Origin of the sequence: Pseudoalteromonas sp. DY56-GL22, assembly GCF_041414715.1 — a bacterium.
Classification (GTDB): domain Bacteria; phylum Pseudomonadota; class Gammaproteobacteria; order Enterobacterales; family Alteromonadaceae; genus Pseudoalteromonas; species Pseudoalteromonas simplex.
In genome coordinates this window covers 75,966-93,355 of sequence record NZ_JANHZR010000008.1, presented here as the reverse complement: position 1 = coordinate 93,355, position 17,390 = coordinate 75,966, and the positions used below count along the sequence as shown (strand labels likewise).

Below are 17,390 nucleotides of genomic sequence, written 5' to 3'. Positions count from 1 at the left end.
TAGGAGTAAATATATGCTGATGGGCAAAACAGCTCGCATAACTAAACAATCATCTCGTTCCTTGGCTTTTGCTGCAATTTCTGTCGCATTAACAACTACATTAGTTGGCTGTTCAGATGATAAAGCACAACAACAAACTACGCCGCCACCGGCCGTATCAGTATTTAATGTCGTCACACAGGAAGTTGGTAATTACCGAGAGTTTGTCGCGCGTACTGAAGCATTCCAAGAGGTTGCGATTAGAGCCCGAGTTGAGGGGGAACTCATTGAACGCCACTTTAATGAAGGCTCATCGGTTGAGAAAGATCAGCTTTTATTACGTATTGACCCATCTGAGTATCGCTCAACTGTTGCAGAAGTTGAAGCTGATTTAAAAAGTAAAATTGCCGCAGCGGGCGCCGCTGAAAGAGATTTAAAACGTGGTAAAGATGTGGCTGCGCAAGGTTTTATTTCACAATCAGACCTCGATAAACTCACCACAAATTTTGAACAGGCTACAGCAGCTGTAAAAGCCGCGGAAGCTGAGCTTGAAAAAGCAAAACTTAATTTAAGCTATACTGAGATACGCGCACCGTTTGCAGGGCGCATCGGTAAAGTGAACTATGATGTGGGTAATATTGTTGGGCCATCATCCAATGAGCTTGCAGAGCTGACCGATGTTGACCCAATTTATGTAAGTTTTCAGGTTGAAGAAGCTGACTACATCTCTTATCGCCAAAATAATCAAGCACCTTCAGATAAAGACCCTCGTGATGTGCCTATCGACTTAACTTTGCGTTTACCAAACAACTCAACTTTTGCTGATAAAGGCGAACTTGATTTTGCAGATACCAAAATTAACCGCAATACAGGCACGGTTGAGCTAAGAGCCGCTTTTGATAACCCTGATGGCATCGTTATGCCGGGTCTATTCGTCACTTTAATCGTTGAAAGTACGAATAAACAAGACTTGGCACTCATTCCTCAAGTTGCAGTGCAAGAAAACCAGCAAGGAAAGTTTGTACTCGTTGTTGATGACGAAAATAAAGTGGCTATGCGGATTGTTAAGCTGGGTCGTCGTATTAATGCAATGTGGGTGGTTGAGTCTGGTTTAGAGGCGGGTGAAAAAGTCATTATTGAAGGTTTACAAAAGGTACGCCAAGGCGCTGAAGTGAAAGCTGTTGAAAAAAATGTCGATGAAACAACCGGCACTATTTCTAGCAAAGCTAACTCTTAGGAGTGAGATATGATCAGTAAAACCTTTATATCTCGCCCAAAATTTGCCTTGGTAATTTCGATTGTTATTACCATTGCGGGTTTAATTTCAATGGCTTTGCTGCCAGTGAATATGTACCCGCAAATAACCCCTCCGCAAGTACAAATTAGTGCTAGTTACCCAGGTGCAAGTGCGCAAATTGTCGAAGAGTCGGTGATCCGGCCCATAGAAGAGCAGGTTAATGGTGTTGAAGATATGATGTATATCGAATCAACATCGTCTAACAATGGCACGGCAAGTATCACTGTGTATTTTAAAGTCGGCACAGACACAGATATAGCCCAAGTTAACGTACAAAACCGTGTGGCACTTGCAGAAGCTGGGTTACCTGAAGAGGTTAAACGCCAAGGCGTGTCGGTTAAGAAAAAGTCGAGTTCGATGCTTCTCGGTATCAACTTGTACTCGAATCAAGAAAATATCGACGCTATTTTCTTAAGCAACTATGCAACCAACTACTTAACCGAGCCACTTGGCCGTATTAATGGGGTTGCCTCTGCTGAAGTAATGGGGGAACAAACCTATTCAATGCGTTTATGGTTACGCCCAGATCGAATGGCTTCACTGGGTTTAACTGTGTCAGAAGTTCAAGCAGCGCTGCAAGAGCAAAATACCATCGTAGCAGCAGGTAAACTCGGTGCTGCACCCTCTGCACCGAGCCAGCAATTTGAATATTCGATTCAGGCAAAAGGGCGTTTAAAAACCCCTGAAGAGTTTGGCCAAACCATTATCCGCTCGAGCAAAGATGGTAACTTTGTGCGCTTAAATGATATTGCCCGTATTGAATTAGGTGCAGCAAGCTACAGCACAACAGCAAAATTAAACCAGCAAGACACTGCATTCATCGTTATTTATCAGCTAACAGAAGCGAATGCGACGCAAGTAGCTGCTGATGTAAAAGCCCGTATGGCTGAGCTGGCTAAACAGCTACCTGATGGTGTTGAGTACTCAATTCCTTATGACACCACAGAGTTCATCAATCGCTCGATTGATGAAGTGGTCGTCACCCTTGTCCAAGCGGTTGGCTTGGTTATTTTAGTGGTATTTTTATTCTTACAAAATTGGCGCGCTACGCTCATTCCAACGGTGGCTATTCCGGTATCCTTGGTGGGGACTTTCGCGTTTATGATGATGATGGATTACTCCATCAACTTAATCACTTTATTCGGTTTAGTGCTTGCAATAGGTATCGTGGTCGATGATGCCATTATCGTTATTGAAAACGTTGAACGAATACTTAAAGAAGAAAAGCTACCAATTAAAGAAGCGGTTACCAAAGCGATGGAGCAGGTATCGGGGCCAATCGTGGCAACGACCTTAGTATTGCTTGCGGTGTTTGTGCCAGTAGGCTTTATGCCGGGAATAACCGGGGAGCTTTATAAACAATTCTCGGTGACGATTTCATTTGCGGTACTCATTTCTTCTTTAAACGCACTGACATTAAGCCCTGCATTGTGTGCTTTATTGTTAAATGAAAAAGCCATGAAGCCGATTAAATGGTTAGCCCCATTCGAAAATATCATTACTCGTTCGACCAATGGCTACAGTAAAGTTATTAACTTTATCCTCAAACGTACCGCGAGAATGGCATTGTTTGCGGTGGTTATTTTTGCAGCTGCAGGTTGGCTAGTAAAAACAGTGCCTACAGGCTTTGTACCAGCAGAAGATCAAGGCTTTCTTTTTGTTGATGTGCAATTACCAGATGCGGCAGCTAGCGGTCGTACCCAAGATGTAATGCATAAGCTGGGCGAGATTGTAAAAAATGAACCAGCGGCAACTGACTTTATTGCGGTTTCTGGCTTTTCATTACTCGGTGGTGCGGGTTCTAATAATGCGCTTGGTATTGTGGTACTCAAGGATTGGGAAGAGCGTACCAGCCCAGAGCTTGGCTTACGTGCAGTACTAACGCGCCTGATGGGGCAGTTCTGGGCGATGCCAGATGCGCAAATCATGGCCTTTAATCCGCCTTCAATACCTGGACTTGGCACAAGCGCAGGCTTTGAGTTTAGGTTACAAGACAGTGAAGGACGCGAGCCTGCTGAACTTGCACAAGTGTTAAATGGCTTAATTTATGAAGCGAACCAGCGTCCAGAGCTGTCAAATGTTTACAGTACATTTAGAGCAAATGTGCCACAGTATTTCCTTGAAATTGACCGTAATAAGGCAAAAGCTCAAGGGGTGGCGCTTAGCGATATTTTCTTAACCTTGCAGGCGCAACTTGGCTCGTTATACATAAATGACTTTAACCAATTTAGCCGTACTTACCGCGTTATCATGCAGGCGGAAAGCCGTTTTCGTCAAAACCCAGCAGACTTACAGTACTACTATGTACGTAATGATGAGGGAGCAATGGTGCCGCTCACTACATTGGCTAAGCTCGAGCCAATTTTAGGCCCTACAAGCTTAACGCACTTTAACTTATATCGCAGTGCAAGCATTAGCGGACAACCTGCAGCGGGTTATGCCAGTGGTGATGCCATTAAAGCAATGCAAGAGCTAGCTGAGCAATTACCTACAGGCTATGTGTATGAGTGGGCTGGGCAGTCTAAACAAGAGATTGAAGCGGGTAATATGGCGCCAATCTTATTTGGCTTAGCGGTGGTATTTGTGTATCTATTCTTGGTTGCGCAATACGAAAGCTGGACAATTCCGTTTTCGGTCATTGCAGCGGTACCGTTGGCGTTATTTGGTGCCATGCTTGCGCTGTATGTGATTGGTATGGAAAACAACATCTATGCGCAGGTTGGTTTAGTGCTACTGATTGGCCTATCCACCAAAACAGCTATTTTGATTGTTGAATTTGCTATGGAAGAGCGTGCGGCAGGTAAAGGTATTTTTGAAGCGGCTCTTAATGCGGCAAGATTACGCTTTAGGGCTGTATTGATGACGGCATTGTCGTTTGTACTTGGCGTATTACCGCTGGTGTTTGCAAGTGGCGCAGGGGCTGGCAGTCGAATATCGCTCGGTATTACCGTGTTATTCGGGATGTTAGCTGCAACCATTTTTGGCACCTTACTTGTTCCGCTATTTTATACGCTCGTGCAATCAATGCGCGAAAAGATAAAAGGCACAGCAAGTGCGGAATAAAATCTGTTATTAATTACAAAAAAGTCAGGGCAACCTGGCTTTTTTTTTGGTAAAACTCAAAAGAGGTTTGTTATCATAGCCAGATTCAAAGCGATACACATGTGCAGAGGTTTAAGGAATGGCTGGTCCACGCTTATACAGTGAAGAAGAAGTAACTCATCAGGCTTATGATATATTTTTAGAATTAGCGCCTGATAATTTAAGCGAGCAAGATATTGCTGATTTTAACGAGCACAGAGAAGAGCTTGGCTTTATTGAAGAAGGTGAGCCTGACGAGCAGTGGCAAGATTTTGTTGCACTAGAAATTGAACCTGAGCTATTTGTGCAAGTCTTAGTAGGACTTGAATTCGACAATCAAGATATCTTGTTTGCGAAAATTTTAATTAGCCGAGACAAAGATGCACCGTTTTGCCACATTCTTTGGAAAGATAGCGAATAACTCTCCAGCCGATGTTTGACTCTACTTTTAGTTGTTTTAATTCAATAAAACGAATTATTTTGCCCGCCCTGCTAGTTTGCAGTTGGCAGGCTTTTGCTGTTGATCCGTTTGAAGACTTTCATGAGTACGGGCAATTATCAGAAGAAGAAATCCATAAAATTCATAAAGGCGAGTTGCTGTACGGAGATATGGAGTTTGGTTTTATGGTAAGCCGCGGTAATACCAACTCAACCAGCTTCAAACTTAAAGGTAACCTATACCAAGATTTCGAAAAGTGGCGTAACCAATTTAAGCTCGATACTTTATACAAACGCGACCGTAATGAAGAAACTGGTGATGAAGAAGTCTCTGCTGACCGTATTTTTGTATCGGGCCAAGGTAACTATAAACTAAATGTGAAAAATGAGTCATTTTTCATTTACGGTGACTACGAGCGAGATAAGTTTAGTGGTCTTGAGTTTAAGAGCACCATAGCGACGGGTTACGGTAACCGCATTTACCAAGGCAGCAAGAATAAAGTCGATATCGATGTGGGCCCAGGTTTATACCGCTCGGTGGCTGATCAAGAGACTGCAACAGAAGAAGATGAAACAAAAACCGGTTATCTGCTTCGTCTAGCGCTGCAGTGGGAGCGTACGGTTTCTGCTCGCACTCGCTTTAATCAAGATGTCAGTTATGAACAATCATTGTCAGGGTTAAACTCGCGTTTAAAATCAGAAACATCCCTGATCAGCAAAATTATGGGTGATGTGTCACTCAAATTTACCTACATGTATCGCTATAACTCAAAACCAGAGGAAGATAAGCTCAAGTACGATTCTGAGCTGAGTGCAACCTTTGTTTATAGCTTTTAAGAGAATACTTCAGAATGTATCAACATAAACAGTACGCTATTTTTATTTTTGTTATCTTAGGCTGGATTGGCGCCTTCATCGCCTTAGCTTGGAATTTAATTGGTGCAGATATTCCTCTTATGGTGTTTAGCGCTATCTTAGTGCTGGTGGCTTTTTTGTTTCATGGCTTAACCATCAAGGTGAGCGATAAAACAGTAAGCTGGGCATTCGGTCCGGGTGTATTTGGAAAAACCGTGACTTTTGATGAGATTGAATCTGTTCGGGCTGTGAGTAACTCTTTTCGACATGGTATTGGTCTGCGTATCACCCATGATGGCTGGGTTTACAGTGTATCTGGGTTTAGTGCTGTTGAATTGGCAATGAAAGACGGCACGCACTATCGCTTAGGAACCAATGACCAAGAAGGTTTACTGGCTGCGCTTAGAGAACATATTGCTGAACCTGTGACAGACGCTTCTGTGGATACAGAAGAAGTAGTCGAACAGATATAAGAAAAGCGCCAGTGGCGCTTTTTTTATAGTAATGGTTTAGTGGCTGTGACCACAACCACCTTCACCGTGCACATGACCATGTGCTAATTCTTCTTCAGTTGCATCGCGTACTTCAAGTACTTCAACATCAAAATGAAGGGTAATACCTGAAAGTGGGTGGTTACCATCTACAATAACGTCTTCGTCTTGAATTTCGATGATCATCACTGATTGGTCGCCAGCGTCAGTCGTAGCGCGGAACTGCATACCTACTTCAATTTCCATACCTTCAAACATTGATTTTGGTACTGCTTGCATAAGGTCATCGTGACGCTCACCATAGCCTTGCTCTGGCTCAACAGTTACGCTGAATGTGTCGCCCGCTTCTTTACCTAATAGCGCATTTTCGAGGCCTGGAATTAAGAAACCCGTGCCAACGATAAACACCAGTGGCTCGCCATCGAAAGAGTTGTCGATGGTGTTTTTGTTATTATCCAATACTGAATAATGCATTTTTACCACTTTGTTTGCTGCTACGATCATAGTCATTCCTATTTATTCATCTTCGAGAGAGTAAGGCAGAGCTTGAATAGATAACTCTACCTGAGGGAGGTGTTTAGCTCGCAAAATTTGGCCTGCTTCATTATCGTTCGGAAGCACAACAAGGCCCATTAAGGTTTGCGTTTGTTGATTATAACTTTGGCTAATAAGCTTGCCTGCTCGGCGCCAGTTTTCGCCCAGTTGGGTTTCAAGTTCTAGCTCATCAAGCAAGCCTTCAGCTTTGCCCGAAACTATATACATAGCACGTTTATTTTTGCCTAGGTATTTCATACGGGCGACGGTTTCTTGCCCTGTGTAGCAACCTTTTCTGAAACTGATACCACCAAGCGCTTGTAAGTTAACCATTTGCGGTACATATTCGCCAATAGCGTCGCTGTTTAATGATGGCTCGCCTGCGGCAATAGCTGCCTGTTGCCATAACGCGTCATCATCAAGAGCTGTGACGTTATCAGGTAAGCTAAACTCGTCGTTGACCATAAGCAATACGCGGTTATCTGCAAGCTTTAACGCTTTACCGCCAGCAAAATCGACAGCGTTGTGCTCGTCGTCAAAATTAATTGCTAAGGTTTCTAGAGTCGCTGTTAGGTCATCACCTAGTAAGCCAATTAGCGGTTTTTCAGATTGCTGAATTTCTACTTGCGAAAATACCGCATATTTTTTTAACTCGACTAGCGATTGCTCTACCTCAGGTTTTGACCCTGCAAGGTAATAGCTATCAAGGTGTGAAAACAACCTAAATACACCCCAAAGCTTGCCTTTTGCATTACAGTGGCCAGCCCAAAGGAAGTTATCATCAGTTAATTTGTTGATATCTTGCGTAATTTGTCCGTGAAGGTAAGACAACTTATCTTTGCCAGTTAGGCTGATAAGTGAATAAGATAAAGGACATGCGTAAACAGTCGACATAAAAACCTTCTTTACGATATGAATGAGCGCTAATGATAACTTAGTTAGGGTAGCAATTTAAATAGCTGTTTATTCGATTGCAATTTGGTAAACTGCAGACAAATAAGTACGAGGTTTAAAATGACTGAAATTCACAGTAAAGAACGTATTCGTTGGGCATGCCGTCGCGGTATGTTAGAACTAGATGTTTTATTTATGCCATTCGTTGAAGAAGCGTTTGACTCACTATCAAAAGAACAGCAAGCTGTTTTTCAACGCTTACTTGAGTGCGATGATCCTGATTTATTCGCATGGTTTATGGGTCATGAAGAGTGTAAAGACCCAGAGCTAAACGGCATGGTTGCGTTAATTTTAGACCGAGTTCGTGTATAGGTTTACCGTTACAAATAACACCCCCGACCACAAACCCTTTGTGGTCTTTTTTTGCTTAACAGCCATTATTTTATGTTTTGCTTATCAGCATGTTATCGCTCAGCTGTTGGCTTGTTTTGCGTGCTTTTTCTTAGCCATTCTTAGTTTTAAAAAAGTCCAACAAGCACAACCTGAAAAGGGTTTTATAATTTTAGAGCAAGCAGAGCTTAGATTTGTAAACGACAAACTGAAAGTACAAGGCCAAATAACGGCTAAAAGTTATGTGTTTGCTAATTTTGTGGTGCTGAGGTTAGCTGGGTTTTATCAATCACACTGGCTGATTATCAGCTCAGCCAGTGTTGATGAAGAAAGTTTCTCGCGTTTAAAGCGCGCGATTATTGCAGTGCAGCAACCGACTTAGGCGTTAAAATTGTCGGTGTTGGATTTTCGTTTTGCTCTGGGTAATCAATCGTGTAATGAAGACCACGACTTTCTTTACGCTCAAGGGCGCTGCGAATAATAAGCTCTGCAACCTGCACTAGGTTTCGAAGTTCTAATAAGTTATTTGTAACCCTAAAGTTTGCGTAATAGTCGTGAATTTCTTGCTGCAGTAATTCAACGCGGTGAAGCGCTCGCTCTAAGCGTTTTGTTGAGCGTACAATACCCACGTAATCCCACATAAATAACCTTAGCTCATGCCAGTTGTGAGTAATAACGATTTCTTCGTCTGAGTTTGTTACGCGACTTTCATCCCATAATGGTAAGGCTTCAAGGGCAGGGCTTGCATCGATTTTGCTCAGAATATCTTTCGCGGCTGCATGGGCAAATACAATGCACTCAAGTAGAGAGTTGCTCGCCATACGATTAGCACCGTGTAAGCCTGTGTAAGCTACTTCGCCAACCGCATATAAGTTATCTAAATCTGTGCGGCCATTAAAGTCGGTCATAACACCGCCGCAGGTATAGTGTGCAGCAGGCACGACAGGAATGGCTTCTTTGGTAATGTCGAGGCCAACACTTAAGCATTTTGCGTAGATAGTTGGGAAGTGCTCAATGATAAAATCTTTATCTTTGTGGCTAATATCAAGGTACACACAATTCGCACCAAGGCGTTTCATTTCAAAATCGATGGCACGAGCAACAATATCGCGAGGGGCAAGTTCTTCGCGCTCATCAAAGTCTTTCATAAAGCGAGTACCATCAGGGCGTTTTAAATACGCTCCTTCACCGCGCATAGCTTCTGTGATCAAAAAGTTTTGCAGCTCTGGGTGATACAAACTTGTTGGGTGGAATTGGTTAAATTCCATATTGGCTACACGGCACCCCGCACGCCATGCCATTGCGATACCATCACCACTTGATACATCTGGGTTAGAAGTATATAGGTACACTTTACTTGCGCCACCTGTTGCCAGTGATACGAACTTGGCAGCGATAGTTTCAACTTTTTTATCAACACAGTTCCAAACATACAAGCCGTGAACATGCTTGCCTTTTTTGGCTAAGCTTTTATCTGTGATTAAATCAATGGCATTGTAATTTTCTAACAAGGTGATGTTAGGGTGGGCTTGTACTTGGCTAATTAAGGTTGTTTGCACTGCTCGGCCAGTGGCATCGGCGGCATGTAAAATACGGCGATGACTGTGACCACCTTCGCGAGTTAAATGAAAACGTTCTTTACCTTTTGAATCGAACTCCATATCAAAAGGTACGCCTTGCTCAATCAGCCACTTTAAACATTTTTTAGCATTGCTTGCTGTGTAGTGAACCGCATCACGGTCACATAATCCGCCGCCTGCATCGAGAGTATCTTCAACATGAGATTCAATGCTGTCATTCTTTTTATCAAATACTGCTGCAATACCACCTTGAGCATATAAGGTAGAACCTTCTGTTAATGCGCCTTTACTAAGTACCGTCACCTTACAGTGATTTGCAAGCGATAAAGCAAGAGAAAGGCCAGCGGCGCCGCTGCCAATGATAGCGACATCAGTAATGTGATGTTTATTTTGGTTCATGTCTGTGGTCTTTGCGGTTACAATGCTCGGCTAGTAGTGCTAAAAGTTTGAGCAAATAAATTTTTATGTGGTATACGTATATGTACCATATTTGCTTTAACACTATTAGTCATTTTAAAACGTTATACCAATCTTATTAGTTTTATCGTCACATAAACAGTTTATTGTTAGCTGTTTTAAATTGTGAGTTTAATTTAGATAACCGTTGATTCTTAAGCAATTATTGAGGTTGTCGTGTAATAAGATTGGTATGACTCAATTTATTTGCGTGCTATTTTATAAAAAAATCATTTTAAACTGAACTTTTATATTCATGGTGCAGTCAGAGTTTGTGTAAACAATGGCGAGTATATGAATAGCAAGCAAGAATCAAACAGAGGAGTACCGGCTCGAATGAGCGAGCAGGATTTGGATTTAGCGCTAGTTAAAAGGGTCCAGCAAGGAGATAAAAACGCCTTCAACCTATTAGTTAGAAAATATCAGAATAAAATTGCAGGTTTGATTTCACGTTATGTATCGAACCAAGGTGATGTTGCTGATGTCGCACAGGAAGCTTTTATTAAAGCCTACCGTGCTTTACCTAACTTTAGAGGTGATAGCGCCTTTTATACTTGGTTGTACCGTATCGCCGTAAATTGTGCTAAAAATTACTTAGTTGCGCAGGGGCGCAAACCCCCAGCTAACGATGTTGATGCCGAAGAAGCAGAATTTTATGACAGTGCAGATGCAATGCGTTCAAACGCATCGCCAGAAAACCTGTTATTAAGTGACGAAGTACGTGCTGTAATTTTTAATACGATTGATAGTTTGCCTGAAGATCTAAAAACCGCGATTACCCTTCGTGAAATTGAAGGTATGAGCTATGAAGAAATAGCCGTGGTTATGGATTGCCCTGTGGGAACGGTGCGTTCACGTATTTTCCGTGCCCGTGAGGCGATTGATAATAAATTGAATCCATTAATAGGTGAGTCTTAGTATGACAAAAGCAGACGTTAACAAGTTGGATAATGAGCAGTTGTCCGCGTTACTTGACGGCGAGCAGCAGTTAACTGATCAAGCGATCACAAACGACGATGTGTCTACATTTGGTCGTTACGCAATGATTGGTGATGTAATGCGTGCTGAGGCAAATAACAACGCTTTTAATTTTGACATTGCAGATGCAGTGGCTGAATCACTAGAGCAAGAACCTGTTTACGCAGATTTCGCGAATAAAACAACGGCACCAAAAAGCGAAGAAATCGTGGCGGCAACAGGCACTGATAACGTAGTAGCATTTAATTGGCGTCGTCCATTTGCCCAAGTGGCCATTGCTGCTAGTGTTGCCATGTTTGCTATTGTGGGCGTACAAACTTTGCCACAAAACAGTGAAGTGCCACAAAATGACATCCCAACATTACAAACTGTACCATTAACCGGTATGGCCTCTCCTGTTAGTTACTCATCTGAGCAACCTGCATTAGAAAATGCAGAGCAAGGTTTACGTGAGTTACAACAACAGCGTATTGGTGCATTAGTGCTTGAGCACCAACGTCAAGCACGTGTTGCATATTCGCTAGAAAAATCGCAAACTGCAGAAAATGCAGACGAGGAAAAAAACTAATTAAATGAAAGTTTTTACTTTTATTTTGTCGCTGGTATTAACGGCTCCAGCCATTGCCAGCGACGAAAATCCCGCCAAGACTTTATTAAATGATATGGCTATGGCCGTTCATACTCGCAACTTTGACGCATCATTTGTGGTTGTAAAAGGCCAAGCCATGGAACCCTATCGCTGGTTACATGCAAAACAAGGCGATATTGAGCTTGAGCATTTAAGTTTGCTCAACGGCGCTGGCCTAGAAATGGTGCGCGTTGACGATCAAGTGACCTATTTTGAGCCTCATTCTGAGCCTTATTCAGTGAAAACAGACTCTATCGCCGGGCCAATTCCTGAAGTACTTTTTAAAGATATTAATCGACTAAGCGCTCACTATGATTTTGTGCTTGGCGGAAAAGGCCGTATTGCAGGGCGCTCAGCACAGTTAGTACGTATCGAATCAAAAGATGAATACAAATATAACTACTGGATTTGGCTAGATACTGAGTCATCGTTGTTACTTAAATCTGCCTATGTGAATCACAAAGGTGAAATGCTTGAGCAGTTACAGTTAACTCATATCAGCGTAACAGAGCAGCCAGCACCTATGTTAGTTGAAATGCAAAATCGTGACTTTCCAGCAGTCCTTGCGACTAACGATTTAGCCAGCGATGGTGACGGCGCAGCGAATGATTGGAAAATTGGTTGGCTCCCTGATGGCTTTAAGTTATTAAAGTCAGATCGCCATAAACTTGATTTAAATAATGAACTTGCTGACTATTATTTATATTCAGATGGGTTTGTTGAAGTGTCTGTTTTTATTCAAAGACCGTTACCTGGAAAGCGTGCAAGCGGCGCTTTAACCTCAGGTGCAACGACTGTGTATGTGCACAATGGTGGTAGCTTTGATGTATCGGTTGTTGGTAATATCCCAGCTATGACAGCCAAAGCTATAGCTGAGTCGGTAGCGCGACCTCTTTAAATCATGATTGAACAAACACTCACTGTCGTGTCAGTTAAAGGCACGACAGCGAATTTAGAAGCAGAACAAAAGCAAGCCTGTGCCGGCTGTAATGGTCGTTGTGGTTCGCAAGTTTTTGCAAAGCTGTTTGGAACAGCTAAAAAAACCTTTCCTTATACCTTCGAAAAAGAGCTCCAAGTAGGGCAAAAAGTAACTTTAGCACTCGATGATAGCCACTTAGTTAAACACGCTATGGCTGTTTACATGCTACCCCTTTTGTTTAGTTTAGGGTTTGCTTTAATCGCATTTTCGGCTTTTTCGCTTGCCGAAGGCTGGCAAATTTTAGCCGCCGTGATTGGTGGTTTGACGGGCTATGCGATAGCAAAATCAAGGGTTAAGAGCCTGAAGCATGATATTAAAGTAATAAAAATTCACCCAATTACTATTCCTTTCACTCAAATAGATGGTGATTAAAGCCAATTAAATGTAAAATTGTCGCTTTATACACTTAGTCCATTTTATATAGAAGTTTAGAATCCAGTTTATGAAGCATATCCGTAATTTTTCGATCATCGCCCATATTGACCATGGTAAATCGACTCTCTCTGACCGTCTTATCCAAGTTTGTGGTGGTTTAACAGACCGTGAAATGCAGCAGCAGGTGTTAGACTCAATGGACATAGAGCGTGAGCGTGGTATTACCATCAAAGCGCAAAGTGTAACGCTAAATTATAAAGCTAAAGACGGCGAAACATACCAGTTAAACTTTATCGACACGCCAGGACACGTTGACTTCACATACGAAGTATCACGTTCACTTGCAGCCTGTGAAGGTGCACTTTTAGTTGTTGATGCGGGTCAAGGTGTAGAAGCTCAAACTTTAGCTAACTGCTACACAGCAATCGAAATGGACTTAGAAGTTATTCCAGTTCTAAATAAAATCGACTTACCACAAGCCGATCCACTTCGTGTAGCAGAAGAAATTGAAGACATCATTGGTATCGATGCCCTAGATGCAGTGCAATGTAGTGCTAAAACGGGTATTGGTATTGAAGAAGTACTCGAAATTATTGTTAAAGATATTCCGCCGCCAGAAGGTGACAAAGACAAGCCACTACAAGCGCTTATTATTGATTCATGGTTTGACCCATACCAAGGCGTTGTATCACTAGTACGTATCAAACATGGTGAATTACGCTCGGGCGATAAAATTAAGATCATGTCGAATGATCAAGTTCATATCGCAGATAAAGTGGGTATTTTCACACCAAAACAAACCAACACGGGTATCCTAAAAACCGGTGAAGTAGGCTTTGTTATTGCGGGTATTAAAGAAATCCATGGTGCACCTGTAGGTGATACCATCACTTTACAACGTAACTCTGCGCCAGAGCGTTTACCGGGCTTCCAACGCATTAAACCGCAGGTTTATGCAGGTATGTTCCCAATTTCATCAGATGACTATGAGTCATTCCGTGATGCGCTTGATAAATTAAGCTTGAACGATGCGTCGTTATTCTTCGAGCCAGAAAACTCAACAGCACTAGGCTTTGGTTTCCGTTGTGGCTTCTTAGGCATGCTACACATGGAAATCATTCAAGAGCGTCTTGAGCGTGAATACGACATTGATCTTATTACCACTGCGCCAACAGTAATCTACGAAGTAGAGACTAAAGACGGAACTAAACAGATAGATAACCCGTCTGACTTACCGCCAGTGAATAATATTCTTGAAATCCGTGAGCCAATTGTTGAAGCTAACATATTAGTTCCGCAAGAGTTTTTAGGTAACGTAATTACGCTTTGTGTTGAAAAGCGTGGTATGCAAACTAAAATGAGCTACCATGGTAAGCAAGTTGCGGTGACGTACGAATTACCGATGGCTGAAGTAGTCATGGACTTCTTTGATAAGTTAAAATCAACAAGCCGTGGTTTTGCATCGCTTGATTATAACTTCAAGCATTTCCAAGCTTCAGACATGGTACGTGTTGACGTATTAATTAATGGTGAGCGTGTTGATGCGTTAGCTATTATTGTTCACCGTGATATTGCACAATCACGTGGTCGTCAGTTAGCTGAAGCACTGAAAGACTTAATTCCACGTCAGCAGTTTGATATTGCGATTCAAGCAGCGATTGGTCAGCATGTTATTGCCCGTACAACAGTTAAGCAATTACGTAAAAACGTAATCGCAAAATGTTACGGTGGTGACGTGAGCCGTAAGAAGAAACTGCTACAAAAACAAAAAGAAGGTAAAAAGCGAATGAAGCAACTAGGTAACGTTGAAGTACCTCAAGATGCATTCTTAGCTATCCTTAAAGTTGGTAAATAATTAGAAGTAAATAAAGGAATTAATGCATGGCGGGTTACTTTTCTATTTTCTTAGTGTTGTTAACGCTAGGCTCAGGATTAATTTGGTTAATTGACCACTTTATGTATGCGCCAAAGCGTCAGCAACGCATTGCCCTTGCTCAAAATGCAGCAGGTGGTGAACTAGACGAAGAAACCGCCGCATTAATTGCGCCTGAGCCAAGTATCACTGAAACGGCTAAGTCAATTTTTCCGATGATTGCAGCGATCACGATTTTTCGCTCTTTCATTTTTGAACCGTTTCAAATTCCATCTGGCTCAATGATGCCAACCCTATTAGTGGGTGACTTCATTTTGGTACAGAAGTACTCATATGGCATCAAAGACCCAATTTGGCGTAGCCAGTTAGTTGATGTTGATGAACCTGAACGTGGTGATATTGTGGTATTTAAATACCCATTAGACGAGCGTGTAGATTACATTAAACGTACGATTGGTTTACCGGGCGATAAAATTGTTTATCGCAATAAGCACCTTTATATTCAGCCAAAATGTGCCGAAGGTGAAACGCAGCAAGGTGATTTGCTGTGTAATGAATACAACAAAATTGATATGGAAATCCTCAATAGTGACGAGTTCAAGCAGGGTTCGATGAATTTAGTGCGCTTAGAAGAAAACCTAAGCACATTGAATCATAATATTTTAATTAACCCGCAAGCTCCTGAAATGAAAGGCCGTTATTATCAACAACCAGGTACACGCTCTGATGAGTGGGTTGTTCCTGCCGATCATTATTTCATGATGGGTGATAACCGTGATAATAGCCAAGACAGTCGCTTTTGGGGCTTTGTACCTAAAGAAAACTTGGTAGGTAAAGCCGTCTTTATATGGATGAGTTTTGAATTTGAGAATGGCCCAGATGACTTTTTACCAGGCTGGGTTCCAACTGGTGTTCGTTTTGAACGCCTAGGTAATATTCAGTAACGATGAAAAAAAACGTAACAGAGTTATACAACAAAATAGGTTATACATTTACTGATCAAGCTTTGCTTGAGCAGGCAATGACGCACCGCAGTCATAAAGGCCAACATAACGAGCGCTTAGAGTTTTTGGGCGATTCGATTTTGAGCTTTGTGATTGCGAATGCGCTTTACACTAAATTTCCAAAAGCACGCGAAGGTGATTTAAGCCGCATGCGTTCGACCCTAGTTCGTGGTCAAACGTTGGCTGAATTTGGCCTAGAGTTTGGCTTAGGCGATTACTTACGCTTAGGTCCAGGCGAGCTTAAAAGCGGTGGTTTTCGCCGTGAATCAACCCTTGCTGATGCCGTTGAGGCGATTATTGGTGCGGTGTTCTTAGACTCAAACATTGAGCAATGTGGTGAGTTAATTTTAAGCTGGTACGAGTCGCGTCTTGATGCAATTTCGCCGGGCTTAAATCAAAAAGATCCGAAAACATTACTTCAAGAATACTTACAAGCGCGCAAATTATCGTTACCTGGCTACACTGTAATTGATACAAAAGGCCAAGCGCACAATCAAACATTCACGGTTGAATGTATTGTTGAAGGGATGGATAGCATTATCTCAGTAGGTAGCTCACGTCGTAAAGCTGAGCAAAAAGCCGCTGAAAAAGCCTTAAAGATACTTAAAAATGAATCTTGATGATTTAATTAGCAAAGAACCTGCAGAGCTAGACACGCACTGCGGTATGGTTGCCATTGTTGGCCGCCCAAATGTAGGTAAATCAACCTTACTTAACTATATTGTTGAGCAAAAGGTGTCTATTACCTCGCGTAAGCCACAAACCACACGACACCGTATCATGGGTATTCATACCGAAGGTAAATACCAAGCTGTTTATGTGGATACACCAGGCTTACACGTAGAAGAAAAACGCGCTATTAACCGTTTAATGAACCGTGCTGCATCAAGCTCAATTGGCGATGTCGAACTGATCATCTTTGTGGTTGAAGGCACACACTGGAACGAAGACGATGAGATGGTACTAAATAAAGTTCGTCAGAGCGGTCGCCCAGTGTTATTAGTTATGAATAAAATTGACCAAGTTAAAGACCGTGATTTAGTGCTACCGCACATGCAGTTTTTAGGTGGTAAATTTGATTTTGTGGCTATTATGCCGGTCTCTGCGAAGCAGGGTAAAAATATTGATTTAATCAAAGATGAAGTGAAAAAGCGTTTACCGCTTTGTGAGTTTTACTTCCCTGAAGACTACGTAACAGACCGTTCAATGCGCTTTATGGCAGCTGAAGTGATCCGTGAAAAGCTGATGCGCTTTATGGGTGATGAGTTACCATATTCAGTCACTGTAGAGATTGAACAGTTTAAATGGCAAGAAAACGGTGTTTGGCAAATTAATGGTTTGATCCTCGTTGAGCGTGAAACGCAAAAGCGTATGGTGATCGGCAATAAAGGCGAAAAGCTGAAAGTTATTGGCCGTGAAGCTCGTAAAGACCTTGAAGATATGCTTGATAACAAAGTGTTTTTAGAACTTTGGGTAAAAGTGAAGTCTGGCTGGGCCGACGATGAGCGTGCGCTACGTAGCCTTGGCTATGGTGAAGACTAAGTAAAGTCTTACACGC

18 protein-coding genes are annotated in these 17,390 nt (G+C 42.3%); 15 read left to right on the top strand and 3 right to left on the bottom strand.

From position 1 onward, the window contains the following. The first annotated feature begins 13 nt into the window (after positions 1 to 13). The 5 genes from NO991_RS16660 to NO991_RS16640 all read left to right on the top strand — a co-directional run bounded on the left by NO991_RS16660 (position 14) and on the right by NO991_RS16640 (position 6,123). Positions 14 to 1,216 (top strand): efflux RND transporter periplasmic adaptor subunit, encoded by a 1,203-nt coding sequence (locus tag NO991_RS16660; RefSeq protein WP_228482648.1) that lies wholly within the window; start codon positions 14 to 16, stop codon positions 1,214 to 1,216. 9 nt (positions 1,217 to 1,225) lie between these two features. Then, positions 1,226 to 4,339: an efflux RND transporter permease subunit gene (locus NO991_RS16655; protein WP_300542715.1), complete on the top strand. Its 3,114-nt coding sequence runs from the start codon at positions 1,226 to 1,228 to the stop codon at positions 4,337 to 4,339. Between the two features lie 118 nt (positions 4,340 to 4,457). Beyond that, on the top strand, positions 4,458 to 4,778 hold the full coding sequence (locus NO991_RS16650) for an HI1450 family dsDNA-mimic protein (RefSeq protein WP_054554325.1): 321 nt from the start codon (positions 4,458 to 4,460) through the stop codon (positions 4,776 to 4,778). Between the two features lie 59 nt (positions 4,779 to 4,837). Then, entirely contained in the window at positions 4,838 to 5,632 is a 795-nt protein-coding gene (locus tag NO991_RS16645; RefSeq protein ID WP_370316364.1) for a YdiY family protein, read from the top strand. Between the two features lie 14 nt (positions 5,633 to 5,646). Continuing rightward, positions 5,647 to 6,123 (top strand): hypothetical protein, encoded by a 477-nt coding sequence (locus tag NO991_RS16640; protein WP_138600268.1) that lies wholly within the window; start codon positions 5,647 to 5,649, stop codon positions 6,121 to 6,123. Between the two features lie 36 nt (positions 6,124 to 6,159). Here the strand turns inward: NO991_RS16640 and NO991_RS16635 are convergent, their stop codons facing one another. Both NO991_RS16635 and ygfZ read right to left on the bottom strand, forming a co-directional pair. Beyond that, the gene (locus NO991_RS16635) at positions 6,160 to 6,645 is read right to left on the bottom strand and encodes a peptidylprolyl isomerase (protein ID WP_054554327.1); all 486 of its coding nucleotides are present in this window, start codon (positions 6,643 to 6,645) and stop codon (positions 6,160 to 6,162) included. A gap of 12 nt (positions 6,646 to 6,657) precedes the next feature. After that, entirely contained in the window at positions 6,658 to 7,569 is a 912-nt protein-coding gene (gene ygfZ / locus NO991_RS16630; RefSeq protein WP_371352215.1) for a tRNA-modifying protein YgfZ, read from the bottom strand. Positions 7,570 to 7,689: 120 nt separating this feature from the next. Here ygfZ and NO991_RS16625 point away from each other — a divergent pair, with 120 nt between their 5' ends. Next, positions 7,690 to 7,941 (top strand): succinate dehydrogenase assembly factor 2, encoded by a 252-nt coding sequence (locus NO991_RS16625; protein WP_054562257.1) that lies wholly within the window; start codon positions 7,690 to 7,692, stop codon positions 7,939 to 7,941. Next, positions 7,934 to 8,341, top strand: coding sequence for a protein YgfX (locus NO991_RS16620; protein ID WP_138600272.1), 408 nt, complete (start codon positions 7,934 to 7,936; stop codon positions 8,339 to 8,341). The genes NO991_RS16625 and NO991_RS16620 overlap by 8 nt, the downstream gene beginning before the upstream one ends. Here the strand turns inward: NO991_RS16620 and nadB are convergent. Then, positions 8,316 to 9,938, bottom strand: coding sequence for an L-aspartate oxidase (nadB, locus tag NO991_RS16615; RefSeq protein WP_054554331.1), 1,623 nt, complete (start codon positions 9,936 to 9,938; stop codon positions 8,316 to 8,318). The two genes, NO991_RS16620 and nadB, sit on opposite strands and share 26 nt — an antisense overlap. A 393-nt stretch (positions 9,939 to 10,331) precedes the next feature. Between nadB and rpoE the strand changes: the two genes are divergently transcribed. The 8 genes from rpoE (at position 10,332) to era (ending at position 17,374) form a co-directional block, all read left to right on the top strand. Beyond that, positions 10,332 to 10,913 carry an RNA polymerase sigma factor RpoE gene (gene rpoE, locus NO991_RS16610; protein WP_036969086.1) on the top strand — a complete coding sequence of 194 codons (582 nt, stop codon included), beginning with the start codon at positions 10,332 to 10,334 and terminating at the stop codon, positions 10,911 to 10,913. A 1-nt stretch (position 10,914) separates the two neighbouring features. Next, positions 10,915 to 11,541 carry a sigma-E factor negative regulatory protein gene (locus NO991_RS16605; protein WP_138600274.1) on the top strand — a complete coding sequence of 209 codons (627 nt, stop codon included), beginning with the start codon at positions 10,915 to 10,917 and terminating at the stop codon, positions 11,539 to 11,541. Positions 11,542 to 11,545: 4 nt separating this feature from the next. Beyond that, positions 11,546 to 12,499 (top strand): MucB/RseB C-terminal domain-containing protein, encoded by a 954-nt coding sequence (locus tag NO991_RS16600; RefSeq protein ID WP_054554333.1) that lies wholly within the window; start codon positions 11,546 to 11,548, stop codon positions 12,497 to 12,499. 3 nt (positions 12,500 to 12,502) lie between these two features. Further along, entirely contained in the window at positions 12,503 to 12,952 is a 450-nt protein-coding gene (locus tag NO991_RS16595) for a SoxR reducing system RseC family protein (RefSeq protein ID WP_054554334.1), read from the top strand. Between the two features lie 70 nt (positions 12,953 to 13,022). After that, positions 13,023 to 14,810, top strand: a complete 1,788-nt coding sequence (gene lepA, locus NO991_RS16590; protein WP_054554335.1) for a translation elongation factor 4 — start codon at positions 13,023 to 13,025, stop codon at positions 14,808 to 14,810. A gap of 26 nt (positions 14,811 to 14,836) precedes the next feature. After that, on the top strand, positions 14,837 to 15,772 hold the full coding sequence (lepB, locus tag NO991_RS16585) for a signal peptidase I (protein ID WP_054554336.1): 936 nt from the start codon (positions 14,837 to 14,839) through the stop codon (positions 15,770 to 15,772). 2 nt (positions 15,773 to 15,774) lie between these two features. Then, positions 15,775 to 16,452: a ribonuclease III gene (gene rnc / locus NO991_RS16580; protein ID WP_054554337.1), complete on the top strand. Its 678-nt coding sequence runs from the start codon at positions 15,775 to 15,777 to the stop codon at positions 16,450 to 16,452. Continuing rightward, the gene (gene era / locus NO991_RS16575) at positions 16,442 to 17,374 is read left to right on the top strand and encodes a GTPase Era (RefSeq protein ID WP_054554338.1); all 933 of its coding nucleotides are present in this window, start codon (positions 16,442 to 16,444) and stop codon (positions 17,372 to 17,374) included. The genes rnc and era overlap by 11 nt, the downstream gene beginning before the upstream one ends. Positions 17,375 to 17,390: the final 16 nt, after the last annotated feature.

Excerpts from the sequence above, each read along its gene's own strand:
- rnc (WP_054554337.1), top strand. The coding sequence starts at position 15,775 with ATGAAAAAAAACGTAACAGAGTTATACAACAAAATAGGTTATACATTT.
- lepA (WP_054554335.1), top strand. The coding sequence starts at position 13,023 with ATGAAGCATATCCGTAATTTTTCGATCATCGCCCATATTGACCATGGT.
- NO991_RS16660 (WP_228482648.1), top strand. The coding sequence starts at position 14 with ATGCTGATGGGCAAAACAGCTCGCATAACTAAACAATCATCTCGTTCC.
- NO991_RS16600 (WP_054554333.1), top strand. The coding sequence starts at position 11,546 with ATGAAAGTTTTTACTTTTATTTTGTCGCTGGTATTAACGGCTCCAGCC.
- NO991_RS16625 (WP_054562257.1), top strand. The coding sequence starts at position 7,690 with ATGACTGAAATTCACAGTAAAGAACGTATTCGTTGGGCATGCCGTCGC.
- NO991_RS16595 (WP_054554334.1), top strand. The coding sequence starts at position 12,503 with ATGATTGAACAAACACTCACTGTCGTGTCAGTTAAAGGCACGACAGCG.
- NO991_RS16655 (WP_300542715.1), top strand. The coding sequence starts at position 1,226 with ATGATCAGTAAAACCTTTATATCTCGCCCAAAATTTGCCTTGGTAATT.
- NO991_RS16635 (WP_054554327.1), bottom strand. The coding sequence starts at position 6,645 with ATGATCGTAGCAGCAAACAAAGTGGTAAAAATGCATTATTCAGTATTG.
- NO991_RS16605 (WP_138600274.1), top strand. The coding sequence starts at position 10,915 with ATGACAAAAGCAGACGTTAACAAGTTGGATAATGAGCAGTTGTCCGCG.
- NO991_RS16640 (WP_138600268.1), top strand. The coding sequence starts at position 5,647 with ATGTATCAACATAAACAGTACGCTATTTTTATTTTTGTTATCTTAGGC.
- ygfZ (WP_371352215.1), bottom strand. The coding sequence starts at position 7,569 with ATGTCGACTGTTTACGCATGTCCTTTATCTTATTCACTTATCAGCCTA.
- era (WP_054554338.1), top strand. The coding sequence starts at position 16,442 with ATGAATCTTGATGATTTAATTAGCAAAGAACCTGCAGAGCTAGACACG.
- nadB (WP_054554331.1), bottom strand. The coding sequence starts at position 9,938 with ATGAACCAAAATAAACATCACATTACTGATGTCGCTATCATTGGCAGC.
- lepB (WP_054554336.1), top strand. The coding sequence starts at position 14,837 with ATGGCGGGTTACTTTTCTATTTTCTTAGTGTTGTTAACGCTAGGCTCA.
- NO991_RS16650 (WP_054554325.1), top strand. The coding sequence starts at position 4,458 with ATGGCTGGTCCACGCTTATACAGTGAAGAAGAAGTAACTCATCAGGCT.
- rpoE (WP_036969086.1), top strand. The coding sequence starts at position 10,332 with ATGAGCGAGCAGGATTTGGATTTAGCGCTAGTTAAAAGGGTCCAGCAA.